Source organism: Maribacter antarcticus DSM 21422, from assembly GCF_000621125.1.
Taxonomy (GTDB): Bacteria; Bacteroidota; Bacteroidia; order Flavobacteriales; family Flavobacteriaceae; genus Maribacter; species Maribacter antarcticus.
In genome coordinates this window covers 902,740-917,672 of record NZ_KK211214.1, presented here as the reverse complement: position 1 = coordinate 917,672, position 14,933 = coordinate 902,740, and the positions used below count along the sequence as shown (strand labels likewise).

Sequence of the window (14,933 nt, the reverse complement as noted above, 5' to 3'; positions counted from 1 at the left end):
AGTGGACTATTTCTAAAACCGTTTCTGCCCAGAAAATTCCATCGCCTCGCCTTTACCAAAACCAAAACTAACACCAAAAGTCACAAAGCGACCTTGTTGGCTAAAATTTCTGAGGTAGAAGTCGGGTTGTATGGTTTGGCTTTCCCTAATCCGCGAAGCAAAAACATCGCGGATACTAAGGTTCAATATGGCCTTACCTTTTAGTATCTTTTTGCGCGCGCCAAAATCCATGAAAATGACCTCGGTAATTTCTTGTTGCAAAGTACGGAAACCAGACTCGTAATTACCAATAAATTCCAAATCGATATCCGCAGGGAGTTTTATTTTACTCATTAACCGGGTAGACCATTGTTGGCCTGTAAAATCAAAAGAAGTGCCTTCAAAATCACCATCGCGCGCGAACTGATTAAAATTAAAATCGTTGGTAAACGACAACCAATTCGTAGGGGTATATTTGGCATTGAACTCTACGCCTATAGTATTGTTGCTACCAATGTTCTCGGGTCTGGAGATACTGATATTGTTTTCAAAGGCCACTACCCTTTCTACTACCTCGGTGGTATGTCGGTAGAAAATACCAAAGTTCATGGACACCCTGCCTAGTCTATAAATACTAGTAATCTCAAAACTATCGGTAAATTCTGGCTGCAAATCAGGGTTACCAGTTCGGATATTAAAATTGTTCCGGATATTGAAAAACGGATTCAAATCCCATAATCGAGGTCGGAATATCCGCTTGGAGTACCCTGCCTGAAAGGACAGATCATCGTTTGCTTTATAGGAGGCAAATCCGCTAGGAAAAAAGTTGTTGTACCGCTGGTTGTTAGGTTCATCGGTGGTCTGTAAAAGTGTAGCCACATTCGTATCCTCAAAGCGTACGCCCAGTTTTAATCCCCATCTGTCCCTTTCGTACGCCGCCGTTCCGTAAACGCCCAATACCTTTTGCTTCCATTCAAAAATATTAGTCAGCACGGGATCTTCCACAAAGGAAGCACCGTCAAATTCGCTGATGCCAAAATCACTTTCCACATCGTTTATTTGGTATTGCGCTCCGGTTTCTATGGTGTATTTGTCCGCCCACGGATGGGTGTAATCCGCCTTAAAGATATAATCGGCCTGACCGAAATCTGTCCGTGCGCGCTGCAACAAATCCGCTGCAGAACCAAATGTTGTCGTATTCGTAAAGTCGGATACTTGGTCCTTGGCAAAAAGGTTTCCCGTTGCGCTCAAAAGTAATGATTGATCTTCATTGCCCTTAAAATCCTTTTTATATTGCAGCTCGTAAGAATATTTAGGATTGGTAGCGGTGGTCAATTCCCTTCGTTTAAATGCATCGGTCAACAAATCTCCGCCATCAAAGGAGCTAAACAATGCCGTAGCGTTTTCCTTTTCCCACTCGTAGGCAAAGTTTCCGGAGAGGGTTATTACATTCAAATCATTAATGTGGTAATCCGTTCCAAGGATAAGGTTAAAAAAAGTTTCGTTCTTATCACTCTTGCCAAAACTGTTGACATAAGTGTCGTCCAAGAGGTTTCTATTCTCGCTCTCGTTGTCGCTAGGAAAGGTCCTCCGTCCAACACCTAACTGACTGAATATATTGAATTTCTCCGTACGTTTATTCAGACTAAAACCCAAACTGTGGTTGTTGGGTATTCCCATATTTAGCGTCACGGACCCGTTTACCCCTCTTCGCTCGTCCTTTTTTAACACGATATTGATAATGCCCGAAGTGCCTTCCGCATCGTACTTGGCCGATGGATTGGTAATGACCTCAATCCGATCAATCATGTCCGCGGTTAGCGTTCCCAGGGCGTTCCCTTGTTCGTTAGCAATAACCGATGGCTTTCCATTAATCAGCATTTGTACCCCTTGACTGCCGCGTAAGCTTACTTGACCTTCTATGTTTACTGTAACCGATGGCACATTGTTCAGTACCTCCAAGGCACTTGCACCAGTACTGCTTAAATCTGCCCCCACATTAAAAACACGTTTGTCCAACTTAAAAACCGTTTGGGAAACTTCGCCTTCCACGACTACCTCATCTAATTGTTCGGCATCTTCGGCCAAGATTACGGTGCCTAAATCTAGTACGCCATTTTCTATACTAGGGTTGTTGATACGCTTTGTGGTATACCCCATAAAGCTGAACTCGATATAAAAACTGGGTGCGTCCGTTTCCATTACAAAGGTTCCGTTCATTAATGTGGTCGTTCCCGAAATAGGTTTCTGAGTAATTAAATCACCTAATAAAACAGTCGCAAACTCTATAGGAGCACCGGCTGCATCGTTGACTTTACCACTAATAGTGGTGATACTATTTTGTCCATTTACACTTTGAATTACAACCAAGAGCATACCGATATATAAACTACTAAAACGTTGTTGCATGATGGGAAAATTAGTCTGCTTTGACGTACAAAGATGCGCACTAGCAAAAATATAGCTTTTTCTTTTCTGTAAACGACTTTGGCTGGCTTGTGAACGACATAAAGAATACTAGCATACGTTCACACGGCTAAAAGCGTTGGTAAGGGTTTTGTTTTGCCATTCCATATCTTAAAATGGTACTTTTATACCATGTCCAGAAAAGTATTTTTTTTAACAAGTACTAGTAAAGAGGTTATATTCCAGATAGTGCTGCACATAGTACTTTTCCTTTTCTTTTCTTTCGATAGAAACCAACCCCAAATACATGAATATAAGATAGTGGCTTTTTTAAACTATGCATTGGGAGCCCTTATTATCAACTATGCGCTACTTCCTCGCTATTTCTACCAAAAAAAATACCTGCTTTTTTTTCTTTACGTTGCTATTATGGTCTTCTTAATCATTGCGGTCGAGGAACTGGTGCTAGAACGCATTTATTATCCCGATACACGAGGCAAATATTTTCCAGGAGTGGTTTATAGCCTTTTAGATGTATTGCCTGTAATTACCATTTTAGCTGGCTTTAAGTTCGCATGGGACGCATCTACAAAACAACGCGAGGTGGAAGAATTACGTTCCTCGGTAAAAGAGAGTGAACTTCAGTTCTTAAAATCGCAGATTAACCCTCATTTTCTTTTTAATAACTTGAACAATCTGTACTCGTACGCTATTGAACAATCACCTAAAACACCTTCCATTATTCTAGAACTTTCCTCCGTACTGCGCTATATGTTGTATGATTGCAAGGAAGATTTTGTAGGGCTGGGTAAAGAAATAGAGCACTTAAAGAACTTTACCCAACTAAATGAACTCCAGATAGAGGATCGCGGAAAGGTTACTTTTGAAGCACCACACATACCCTCTGGATATCTCATTGCGCCTCTAATTTTAAACGTATTTATAGAAAACGCTTTTAAACACAGTACCGCTAGTCAATCCGAGGATATCCGTATCGATATCCACATAAGATTAGATGTTAACGGGCAGTTGGATTTTAAATGTGAAAATTCATTTCGACCCCTTACAAATACGGATAAACTCAATAATGGCATTGGTCTTAAAAATGTAAAAAAACGCCTGCAATTACTGTATCCCGATGCGCATACTTTACGGATAACCGATGTCAATCATCTATATTCCGTACATTTAAAGATGAACCTAAAATCTAGTTTAGAATGATTCGCTGCATCATTATAGAAGACCAGCCACCTGCGCAGCGGGTACTTAAAAAATATATTTCTGATATCGGAAATATGGAGTTAGGGGGCGCTTTCGCAGATGCACTACAGGCTATGGAATTCTTAAAGACATCGGATATAGACCTAATTTTTCTGGATATTCATTTACCAAAAATATCGGGTATCGACTTTTTAAAAATGCTTTCTAAAAAGCCACATGTTATACTAACGACAGCCTTTCCGGACTATGCTTTGGAAAGTTATGAGTACGACGTAACGGACTATTTATTAAAACCCTTCTCATTTGAGCGATTTGTCCAAGCAGTTTCCAAAGTCAAAATAACTTCTTCGGAAAAGCTCAAAAATCTAAAACCTATCAAAGTAAGTTCAACATCTGATGTTATCTTTATAAAATCTGGTTATGAGCTGATAAAAATAGACGTGTCCGATATCCGTTTTATACATTCCGACGCTGACTATACCGAAGTATTTACAACAGAAAAAAAGCACCTTTCTCAAGAGCCGTTGCGGTTTTGGGAGGAGACATTGGATAACCGATTATTTATTCGCATCCACAAATCGTATATCCTAAACATATCAAAAATTGAAAAAATCATTGGAAACCAAGTCCGTTTGGACGATCACAAGAACCTTCCAATAGGTAGGGCTTACAAAGAACGTTTTATGCAACAAGTCTTAAATTAATACAACATGGGGAAATTAAAAAAAGCAGACATTAAACAAGAAGTATTTGACCTCTATGACGATTACGCACATAACAGGCTTCCCCGACGTTTATTTTTGGACAAACTCTCTACTTACGCCGTGGGAGGCATTACAGTAGGTTCCTTACTTGGTTTTATCTCTCCTGATTATATGAAGAAAATACAAGTCCCACAGGATGACGCACGCTTAAACTCCGAGTTTATCACCTATGAATCTCCGAAAGGCGGAGGCACCATAAAAGGCTTGCTTTCCAAACCTGCAGCTAGTTTTGAAAAACTGCCTGGTATCATCATTGTTCATGAAAACCGTGGTTTAAACCCACACATCCAAGATGTTGGAAGGCGCGCTGCACTTGCTGGTTTCATTTCTTTGGCACCCGATGCTTTGACTCCGTTGGGAGGTTATCCTGGTACCGATGACGAAGGACGCGAATTACAGCGCAAACGCGATCGAAACGAAATGTTGGAAGATTTTATCGCTGCGTTTGAACACCTAAGAAATCATCCTGACTGCACTGGGAACGTTGGTGTGGTAGGTTTCTGTTTCGGCGGATGGATTTCCAATATGATGGCCATAAAAATACCTGATTTAAAAGCTTCGGTTCCATTTTATGGCGGACAACCAACAGAAAACATAATCGATATAAGCGCACCCTTACTATTGCATTTTGGGGAACTTGACAAACGCGTTAACGAGGGATGGCCGGCATATGAGGAAGCCTTAAAAAAACATGATAAAGAACATACTGCCTATATCTATGAACATGCCAATCATGGGTTTCATAATGATACCACACCAAGATATGACCGTGAGGCCGCAGAATTAGCTTGGAACCGAACAATCAACTTTTTTAAGGATAAGTTGGGCTAATATTCGATGCACTACCCCAATACAAGTATGACAACAGAGGCTCTAAATCAATCAAAACCAAATTGGTCTAGGCCTTTATGGCTAATTTTTATAGCCTCTAAAGGTTTAAGACCGTCAAAAGTCATATCCTGTTCAACCATATAATAACGCATCCCTGATTTTTCCTTTTCAGCAAGGATTTTTTCGAAATCTATTGTTCCCTTTCCGACCGGGGCAAACCTTCCCTGTTTGTCCATATCCTTTACATGCCATATTATAAAACGACCTGGATAGTTTTCAAAATAAGCTAAAGGGTCCGCACCGGCTTTAGTAACCCAATAGAGGTCCATTTGAAAATTCACTAATTCTGGGTCACAGTTTTCTAATAGGTAATCTATGGGAACGATACCATCTGCATCTTTTACAAATTCAAAATCGTGATTGTGGTATAGTAATTTAAGTCCTGCCGCTTTGGCCTTTGCACCCAAGGTATCCAAAATTTCTGCTAAGTTTTTTGCTCCTCCCGTCATGCTCAACATCCTCGTTTTTTGGTCAAATTTGAACAGGCCCATAGGAGGAACCGGAACAACAAAATATTCAAATCCGGCAGCTTTTACATCGGCCATCATGGCATCTGCATTTTCAAAGGTTACAGCGCCCTGGTGTGTGCTTACAGCATCAAGGTTTAACTCAGTTAGCAAGGAATCAAAAGCTTCCGGAGCCATATTATAAAATTCTCCATTTTTATAACCTGCTGCCTCTATATATTTATACCCAGCAGCGGCAACAGCTTTTAGCGTCCCTTTAGTATCCACACCCATGTCATCTCGCAATGTATATAGAGCGAGTCCGCCAAACTTTGCATCGCTAACCTTGTCGGCACTAATAACAGGCTCCATCTCTTTTTGACTAGGATTCGCCTTTCCTGAACCATCCTTACAGGCGATGTTTCCCAAAATAAAAAATAGAAGGAATAAAGAAGTTACGGATAGTTGCCCTTTTAGGTTGTGCATCTTATTGGATTATTTATTATTTGACCAAAATAAGGAATTAAATGTTCTTCCGTCAAGCAAATACTGCTTTTGATTTGTGTAATACACACATTCCAAGAAAGTAAGTATGATAATGAACTCTCCTTCATTTTTTCCTATTAACATTTCTTTAAGGCCGTTAGCGACATAACTCTTGTCGTTCAAAGAAAATTAATGTCTACATGCAAGTTAAATATGATTTTTACGTAGCTAATATGAACCTGAAAATTTGATTATCTAATGTTAAAATGTTTTTTTCTCTTTACAAGCTTATTTTTACTTTTTACTACAACGGCCTCTGCTCAAAGAGATATCTACATTACTGGAACAGTATTAGATCAAGAGACCAACGAACCGCTAGAATATGCTACTTTGGTCGTGCAAAGTGTTGAGACACCTGATAAGGTCACAGGAGGTATTACAGGTATAAATGGAAAATTTAAGGTTGCGGCCGCACCCGGAAAGTATAATTTGAGGGTAGAGTATATCTCGTACCAATCTTACATCCTAAACAATCAAGATGTAGTTAAATCTATTGATTTAGGTACTATCCGACTTTCCATAGATGCCACACAATTAGAGGCTGTGGAAGTTATAGGCGAAAAGACAACCGTTGAAGTACGACTGGATAAGAAAATTTACAATGTCGGTAAAGATCTTACCAATAGCGGTGCAACCATAAGTGATGCCTTGGACAATATACCATCTGTAACTGTTGATGTCGATGGCGCTGTAGCACTGCGAGGCAATGGTAATGTGAGGATTTTAATCAATGGTAGGCCTTCGGCATTAGCAGGTTTTGGCTCCACAGATGCGTTGAGACAACTGCCGGCAGATGCCATAGAAAAGGTAGAAGTGATTACAAGTCCTTCCGCGCGCTATGATGCCGAGGGTACCGCGGGTATTTTGAATATTGTATTAAAGAAAGAAAAAACTCGTGGTTTTAACGGTACCATTAATACCACAGTAGGTTATCCCAACGCAGCTTCTTTTACATCCAATCTTAATTTGAGAAAAGAGAAGTATAATATCTTTAGTACGTTAGGATACTCTTATAGGGAGCCGCCAGGAAATGGATTTTTTGATAATACCTACCAGAGTGGTGCCTTTAATCGAATTATCGAAGACCGCGATATCAACAGAAAGAATAGTGGCTTCAATTTAAATTTAGGAATTGAATACTTCCTAACGGAAACCTCTTCGTTGACCGCAAGTGCCTTTGGCAGAACCAATGATGGAGAAGACATGACCGATAACAGTACCACAAGATTTATAGGCACTGAAATCGACAGCAGAACCTTGCGAATAGAAGATGAGCAAGAAGAGGAAAAAAGCGCCCAATTCTCGCTTAATTACATCAATGATTTTAATACAGAAGGACATAAGCTTACCGTAGACCTGCAGCTTTCTTATAACGAAGAATTAAAGCCAATAACCATATTAGAAAATAACACCTTTCCTAACACGAATCTTATTGCAAACGAAAATATACGAGAATTAGAATTTCAAAATGAATATTTGACACAAATAGATTATGTGCTTCCAATGGGTGATGCACAATTTGAGGCAGGGTACAGAGGTAATTGGGAACAATCGGATACTGATTTTAGTCTGGAAGAGTTTAATTTAGATTCTAGCGTATTTGTTCCCAATTTAGGGCTTACGAATCGATTTTTGTTTAACCAGAACGTGAATGCACTCTATTCACAATATGGAAATAAATTTGGATTTTTTTCCTTTTTACTTGGCCTTAGATTAGAGAATACCCAACTTAAGGGTGAAGTTAGCGGTGTAGACATACAAACTTTGGAAGAAGCTATCGGTGAGGGAATAGATTTAAATTTTGACAAAAATTATTTGGGACTCTTCCCCACATTAAACCTAATTTATGAGCTTGCAGAAAATGAAAATCTAACGCTCGGGTATAACCGACGCATCAACCGGCCTAGAGGTTATTTTATAAACCCGTTTCCTTCTAGATCTAGTAGAACAAATATATTTCAAGGGAATCCAGATCTAAATCCAGCCTTTGCCAATGCTTTTGATTTAGGGTATTTGAAGCGGTGGGAAAAACTAACCTTGACCACCTCTATATATTATCAAAAAGAAACTAACTCTTTTGAAAGGGTACAAGAAGAAACAGGGCAAGTTACAACTGATGGTATTGTCATCATTCGTTCTATACCCATCAACCTTTCTACCAACGAACGTGTGGGCGCTGAATTGGGATTATTATACAATCCAAAGAAATGGCTGCGTTTAAACGGTAGTTTTAATTTCTTTCAATTCAATTCAGATGGAGCTTTCAACGGTGTTGATTTTGGTGCCAAAAATACAAGCTGGTTTTCAAGATTTAGCGCTAAAGTAAGCTTACCGGGAAAAATAGACTGGCAGACCAATGCCTTCTACCGTGGTCCTACCAATAATGCACAAACTGAAAATGAAGGTATATTTTCATTGAATTTGGCGTTTAGCAAGGATATTCTTAACGACAAAGGCACACTCGCATTAAATGTTAGTGACCTTTTAAATTCAAGAAAAAGAATATCGTTGACACAGACCCCATTTTTTACCTCAGAAAGTGAATTCCAATGGCGTGAACGACAAATAACACTTTCATTTGTTTACCGCATAAATCAGAAAAAGCAGGGTAATAAAGGAAGGCAGCGTAATGGTGGCGATGAAGATGGTGAATATTAAAGTTCTCTTTGTAATCTTACCGTTATATTCTTGTCTTTAAGTACCACGAGTATTACAATAGTCTATAACTAATCAGATAGCTATTTTCAGAATGCAGTTAAGATTACATAAAGTAAGATATAGGGAATGATGGAAAAATTAACAAGTAGTGAGATACTAAGATGGTTAATTTCTTAAACAGTGCCATTTCTGAAACTTAAACTCGTTGCTTTAAACATCACTGCTAAGGCTTTAGTAAAAGCGTATCAAACGAGAAAAATCCTCCTTAAGCAACGAAAAAACCATTTTCCAACTACAATTGTACACAAAGGGCTAAAAATAATATAGCCTTATAAGACGTAACCGCAAACTTTACGAGTGTTATCAAAAAAATACATTGGTAATAAAATCGTTAAATAATCACAAATTAAAACTATTTTGTAGGAAATTTCTTATATTTGTGCTTTAATTTATTTTTCTTACTATTTAATGTCCTTAGGAGGATTACAAAATGAAAATTACAAACACCATCCTGATAGACGATGATCCGATACTACGCTTTAGCGTTAAAAAAATAATTAAGGAATATTTAGGCAATGAGCATTTTATGTCTTTTGCCTCGGGTTATGATGCGCTAGATTACTTGAACACCTTTACCTGTGTAGATGGAACCTGTAAAATTTTAGTATTGTTAGACCTTCACATGCCAGTACTAACAGGAACGGAATTTCTAAAACTATTCGAGAAACAACTAATGAAGAAGAAATACACCATCAGTATTCATGTTTTATCTACTACTACTAGTGCCAAAGAAAAAAAAGCAGTGCTGCGGAATAGACTGGTAGATGGTTTTATTAGTAAACCTGTAACCACAGAGGAACTTAGGGTGTTGTTAAATAGTTAATAAACTACCCGGATAAAAACCTATGAGGTATTAAATTCTAAAACATAAAAAATTAGGCTTAAATACGTGCAGCGTGTTTAAGCCTAATTTCGCTAAACAGACGCGCATTGGTCTACTTATATAAGTTTTTATTCCTATACTTATTAAGAAACTAACTCCTCGTAGTTTCTAATTTTACACTCCCAATCCCAAGCAGATTTCATGGTGTCCTCTAAAGTCGTTTCTGCTGTCCAGCCAAGAATAGCATTTGCTTTTGAGGTATCTGCATAGGCCATAGTTACATCTCCGGGTCGTCTATCTACTATTTTATGGTTGAGCTTATTACCAGAAATGCGTTCATAACTTCTACTAACCTCCAATACAGAACTACCAGTACCCGTACCAAGATTAAAACTTCAAAATTAGCATCATTCTTGTCTCCTAACAATCTTTGTAAGGCAACCACATAGGCTTTCACCAAATCACCTACATGAATATAATCACGTATACAGGTACCGTCCTCCGTATCATAATCTTCTCAAAAAACACTTAGACAATCCCTTAGACAAACGCCTGTTTGGGTAATATAAGGCACCAAATTCTGTGGTACTCCCAATGGCAACTCTCCTATCTCTGAAGAAGAATGTGCACCCCTATAAAATAACGCATAGCAATCGCATTTACATGGGGATTTACTTTATATACATCCTGTAAAATTTCCTCTCCGATTTGTTTTGTATTTCCATACGGCGACTCCGCAGGTTTTACTGAGGAATCCTCCGTGATGGGTACGATATCCGCTTGGCCGTAAACCGTACAGGAAGAACTGAATATAAAATTCGATTTCCCCCTATTGGTCAGTTCTTGTAGTAAATATACCAGACTACTTACATTATCTCATAATAAGCCAAAGGGTTAGCTACGCTTTCTCCTACTGCCTTATACGCTGCAAAATGGATACACCCTGAATATCATTATATTTTTGGAAGAACTCGGCCACTTGAGACTTGTCTCGAAGATTTAATTTCTCAAAATTGACTTCTTTACTGGTTATCTTTTGTATTCCTTCTAAAACGTCCTCCGAAGAGTTACATAGATTATCAATAATTACGACATCAAAACCTTAAATTTATAATTCAACCACCGTGTGCCCCCCTATAAAGCCAAGGCCACCTGTTACTACTATTTTTATACAATTTATTTTGAATATTTATCCCCCTTAGTCCGCTTGCTTGTTCGAAGCCTGTATGCAAATGAAAATTAGTTTTCACTTTAGTTCAAGTGCTTCCACTAAGGTTTTTAGCTCTATTGATGGGCTATTGTAATTATGAGCTTTTACCTAGAGTAAAGCATTATTTTTCACGGCCTCGATAAGGCTATCCCGCCAATGTGGAATCTGTAGATTAAAACTGGCTTTCACTTTGGCCTTGTCCATAACACTGTAACTTGGTCGTTTTGCCGGCAACGGATACTCCGCAGTCCTAATCGGACTTAAGGCAATGCGTATATCGGCTTCTTCAAATATAGCTTTAGCAAAATCGTACCAACTCGCAACTCCTTCATTACTATAGTGATATATGCCAAATGCATCCGTATTTTTTTGTATCAATTGAAGAATAAATCGAGCTAAATCAACTGCATACGTAGGGCTTCCAATTTGGTCAAAAACAACGGAGAGATGCGCTCTTTCCTTACCTAATTTGAGCATAGACTTCATAAAATTATGTCCAAACTCCGAGTATAACCATGACGTCCTTATGATATAATAATCGGACAAATGCTTACTGATTTCTTGTTCTCCCCGATATTTAGAAAGCCCATAGGCACTTGCAGGTTCGGGCGTATCAAATTCAGTATAGGGTAGACTATGTTTTCCAGAAAAGACAAAATCAGTCGAAATATGTATAAGTTTAGTTCGACTCTCCTTGCATGCTGTAGCCAAATATTTGACCCCAAGACCATTTATCGCGTTTGCTTGAGCAAAATATTCCTCTGCTGCATCCACATTGGTATAGGCCGCACAATTTATACAATAGTCATAGTCATAGCTTCTAAAATTTTCCAAAATTGCATCTGCATCCGTAATATTCAATTGTGAAGATGTGCAATACGTAAAGGAAATAAGCCCTTCAGTGTTCGCAATAGATTTTATGGCGGAACCTAATTGCCCGTTTGCACCTGTAACCAATACATTAATCATACGCTTAAAACTTATAGGGCTGTTTTTTCTGTTTGATTGAAAAAAGGAAGCAAAATATCCTTTTCAGAGATGATAAGCTCACTATCTGGCAGCTTCCAATCTATAGCAAATTCAGGATCATCATATCGGATACCCGCCTCTGCTTCTTTATGGTACAAATTATCACATTTATAGAAAAAGGTAGCCGAATCGCTTAATGTGAGAAACCCATGGGCGCATCCCCTAGGGATGAAAAGCTGTTTGTTGTTTTTTTGGGAAAGGGTAGTTACAAATACGTTTTTATAAGTCGTTTTATCTTTTCTAAGATCTACAACGACATCCAACACTTCACCTTCCAATACCCGAACTAGCTTTGCTTGAGCAAAAGTTCCTTTTTGATAATGTAATCCTCTTAGCACCCCTTTGGATGATTTAGACTGGTTATCTTGAATAAAATTTATTGCGGTACCAATAATATCCTCAAACTTTTGTTGATTAAAGCTTTCAAAAAAATAACCTCTCTTGTCTTCAAATATATTGGGCTCTAAAACATAACACCCTTCTATCATTGTAGCCTCTGCTTTCATAATCTACCTGAGTTCCATTAATTTGTTACTGTAGCCACTTTTGATAAAGGGCGCAGTAAGTTTTTTAAACTGACTTCTGGTGATATAGCCCATTTTATATGCAGCGGACTCAATAGCACCAATTTTCAAACCTTGCCTTTCCTCAATTACCTGTACAAACTGCGATGCTTGCATTAAGGAGTTGAACGTACCCGTATCTAACCACGCCGTACCCGGATCCAAAATACTCACTTTTAACTTTCCGCGTTCCAAATATGTTTTGTTTACGTCAGTTATTTCAATTTCACCTCTAGCACTTGGCTTGGTATTCTTGGCAATTTCTACCACATCGTTATCATAAAAATAGATACCCGGAACCGCATAATTTGATTTTGGCTTTAAAGGTTTTTCTTCTATGGAAATCACATTATAATCATCATCAAAATCGACCACGCCGTAACGTTCCGGATCATTCACATGATAAGCATAAATAATAGCACCGTCTGGTTCATTATTAGCTTGAAGCATTTTTACTAATCCTGAGCCGTAAAAAATATTATCACCTAAAATAAGTGCTACTTTTTCTTTTCCAATAAACCCTTCTCCTATAATAAAAGCCTCGGCTAGCCCATTAGGTTCTTCCTGTACGGCGTATTCAAAAACGCAACCATATTTTCTGCCATCACCCAATAATTTTTCAAACATAGGAAGATCGTGCGGCGTAGAAATGATGAGAATTTCCCATATTCCTGCCTCCAATAATGTAGATAGTGGGTAATAGATCATGGGTTTATCATAAATAGGCATTAACTGTTTACTCACTGCTAAGGTACAAGGATGTAGCCTCGTACCCGAACCTCCTGCTAGTATTATTCCTTTCATGTTTTTTTTTAATGATTAAACAGCCAGACCCAACTACCTAACGTCAAGTGTAATATGTACTAATTAAAATAGCCATTTCAAAACTGTTTAATGCTTATTTTAATTATGCGGAGTTCATCGTCTAAAGGGTTTTAATATCGTTTTATTTATTGATAAGGGTAAATCGACCTTCGTGAAGATCGGTAAATTTATACAAATTAAAAAAAGATACCCATGCTACTTGCTATAGAACCTAGTAAATACTGCACTAGGGCTTAATCTTCTCTTTCCAAAATCTATCTATTAAAACTACGTTCCGGTCTAAACGCATCAATACACATCGTGGTCTCCTTATCGTCTATAATTTCAGAAACTAGCTTTCCTGTTGCCGGACCAAGACTCCAGCCCATCATAGCATGGCCTGTGGCGAAAACAAGGTTATGATAATCCTTGGATTTACCAATATAGGGCATTCCGTCTGGGGATACAGGGCGCATTCCGGTTTTGGCACTGTTAATCTCTTCTTGCTTAATTTCTAAATCAGGATAGAATGTTTTGGCACCATTGGCGATAGCCATAACGCGTTCCTTCCTTACAACATCATTAATTCCTGTAAACTCCATAGTTCCTGCAAAACGGGTAAATCCTTCCATAGGCGTAACCGCCATTTTCGCTTCCATAAGAATTGCGGGCATACCAATACCAGTATCCCTTTCCAAATTAATACGATAGCCTTTTCCTGCTTGGAGGGATAATTTTATATTGAGTTTTTTGGCAAGCTCTCCGCTCCATGAACCCGCTGCCATAACCACGGCTTCTGGTTGGTAGGAATTCTTATCTGTAATTACTTTACTTATTTTTCCATTTGCAACATCCATATCCAATACCGCTTCATTGGTCTTTATTAGGACACCCACGCGTTTTAAGTAGTCGACCATTTTGGGCATAAACTCCGTTGGTGTGGTATGGCCATCGCATTCATAATGGATAGCTCCTTTTGCATCTATCTGAATGTTAGGTTCTATCTTATCCAGTTCATTTTTGTTTAGCTCGCTTACTTCCAATCCTAGAAAACTTGCTTTTTTTGCTACCTCCATTTCATGTTCATAAGAGGCTTCTGTTTTGTAAAGCATCAATAAACCCTTCCGTTCCAATTGAAAATTTCCCAAGTCACCAGAAGCTTTTATATCGGCATAAAGTTCCCTACTTATAATATTAATATCCTTAATTACTGGAATCGCTCTCTCTACCTTTTGTTTTGTTGAAGACTTATGAAAATACCATGACCATTTCATGAAATCCCAGTCCAATCGGGGTTTCATATAAAAAGGACTCGCGGAATTGAACATCATTTTAATTCCTTGCGCTATCATTCCTGGTGATGCTAAAGGAATTACGTGACTTGGCGTTAAATAACCAGCATTCACAAAAGACGCTCCGGATGTAATATCTGACTTGTCTATTACCGTAACTTCATGACCCTCTTTTTTTAAAAAATACGCTGAACAAAGTCCCACGATACCACCGCCTATAATTACAATGTTCTTTCCCATA

The 14,933-nt window shown here is 38.4% G+C and carries 11 protein-coding genes and 1 pseudogene; 5 read left to right on the top strand and 7 right to left on the bottom strand.

Annotated features, from left to right (window positions below):
• Nucleotides 1-12: 12 nt before the first annotated feature.
• The gene (locus tag Q360_RS0120575) at nucleotides 13-2,388 is read right to left on the bottom strand and encodes a TonB-dependent receptor domain-containing protein (RefSeq protein WP_027078766.1); all 2,376 of its coding nucleotides are present in this window, start codon (nucleotides 2,386-2,388) and stop codon (nucleotides 13-15) included.
• A 189-nt stretch (nucleotides 2,389-2,577) separates the two neighbouring features.
• On the opposite strand from Q360_RS0120575, the gene Q360_RS0120570 reads away from it, so the two are divergent.
• From Q360_RS0120570 to Q360_RS0120560, 3 genes are read left to right on the top strand one after another with little or no spacing between them, the layout of a single operon-like run.
• Entirely contained in the window at nucleotides 2,578-3,606 is a 1,029-nt protein-coding gene (locus tag Q360_RS0120570; protein ID WP_027078765.1) for a sensor histidine kinase, read from the top strand.
• Nucleotides 3,603-4,310: a LytR/AlgR family response regulator transcription factor gene (locus Q360_RS0120565; RefSeq protein ID WP_036196346.1), complete on the top strand. Its 708-nt coding sequence runs from the start codon at nucleotides 3,603-3,605 to the stop codon at nucleotides 4,308-4,310. Before Q360_RS0120570 ends, Q360_RS0120565 begins: the two co-directional genes overlap by 4 nt.
• 6 nt (nucleotides 4,311-4,316) lie before the next feature.
• On the top strand, nucleotides 4,317-5,201 hold the full coding sequence (locus Q360_RS0120560; RefSeq protein WP_027078763.1) for a dienelactone hydrolase family protein: 885 nt from the start codon (nucleotides 4,317-4,319) through the stop codon (nucleotides 5,199-5,201).
• A gap of 47 nt (nucleotides 5,202-5,248) precedes the next feature.
• On the opposite strand, the gene Q360_RS0120555 is transcribed toward Q360_RS0120560, so the two are convergent.
• The gene (locus Q360_RS0120555; protein WP_036196418.1) at nucleotides 5,249-6,079 is read right to left on the bottom strand and encodes a sugar phosphate isomerase/epimerase family protein; all 831 of its coding nucleotides are present in this window, start codon (nucleotides 6,077-6,079) and stop codon (nucleotides 5,249-5,251) included.
• Between the two features lie 372 nt (nucleotides 6,080-6,451).
• Here Q360_RS0120555 and Q360_RS0120550 point away from each other — a divergent pair, with 372 nt between their 5' ends.
• Nucleotides 6,452-8,911, top strand: coding sequence for a TonB-dependent receptor domain-containing protein (locus Q360_RS0120550; RefSeq protein WP_027078761.1), 2,460 nt, complete (start codon nucleotides 6,452-6,454; stop codon nucleotides 8,909-8,911).
• Nucleotides 8,912-9,401: 490 nt separating this feature from the next.
• Entirely contained in the window at nucleotides 9,402-9,794 is a 393-nt protein-coding gene (locus Q360_RS0120545; RefSeq protein ID WP_027078760.1) for a response regulator, read from the top strand.
• Nucleotides 9,795-9,937: 143 nt separating this feature from the next.
• On the opposite strand, the pseudogene galE reads toward Q360_RS0120545, so the two are convergent.
• From galE to Q360_RS0120520, 5 genes and pseudogenes are all read right to left on the bottom strand, one after another.
• Nucleotides 9,938-10,965 (bottom strand): annotated as a pseudogene (galE, locus tag Q360_RS24075) (UDP-glucose 4-epimerase GalE).
• Between the two features lie 147 nt (nucleotides 10,966-11,112).
• Nucleotides 11,113-11,973 carry a dTDP-4-dehydrorhamnose reductase gene (gene rfbD, locus Q360_RS0120535; protein ID WP_027078758.1) on the bottom strand — a complete coding sequence of 287 codons (861 nt, stop codon included), beginning with the start codon at nucleotides 11,971-11,973 and terminating at the stop codon, nucleotides 11,113-11,115.
• Nucleotides 11,974-11,984: 11 nt separating this feature from the next.
• Nucleotides 11,985-12,539, bottom strand: a complete 555-nt coding sequence (gene rfbC / locus Q360_RS0120530) for a dTDP-4-dehydrorhamnose 3,5-epimerase (RefSeq protein ID WP_027078757.1) — start codon at nucleotides 12,537-12,539, stop codon at nucleotides 11,985-11,987.
• A 3-nt stretch (nucleotides 12,540-12,542) separates the two neighbouring features.
• Nucleotides 12,543-13,400: a glucose-1-phosphate thymidylyltransferase RfbA gene (gene rfbA, locus Q360_RS0120525; protein ID WP_027078756.1), complete on the bottom strand. Its 858-nt coding sequence runs from the start codon at nucleotides 13,398-13,400 to the stop codon at nucleotides 12,543-12,545.
• A 275-nt stretch (nucleotides 13,401-13,675) separates the two neighbouring features.
• Nucleotides 13,676-14,932, bottom strand: coding sequence for an NAD(P)/FAD-dependent oxidoreductase (locus Q360_RS0120520; protein ID WP_027078755.1), 1,257 nt, complete (start codon nucleotides 14,930-14,932; stop codon nucleotides 13,676-13,678).
• Nucleotide 14,933 lies beyond the last annotated feature (1 nt).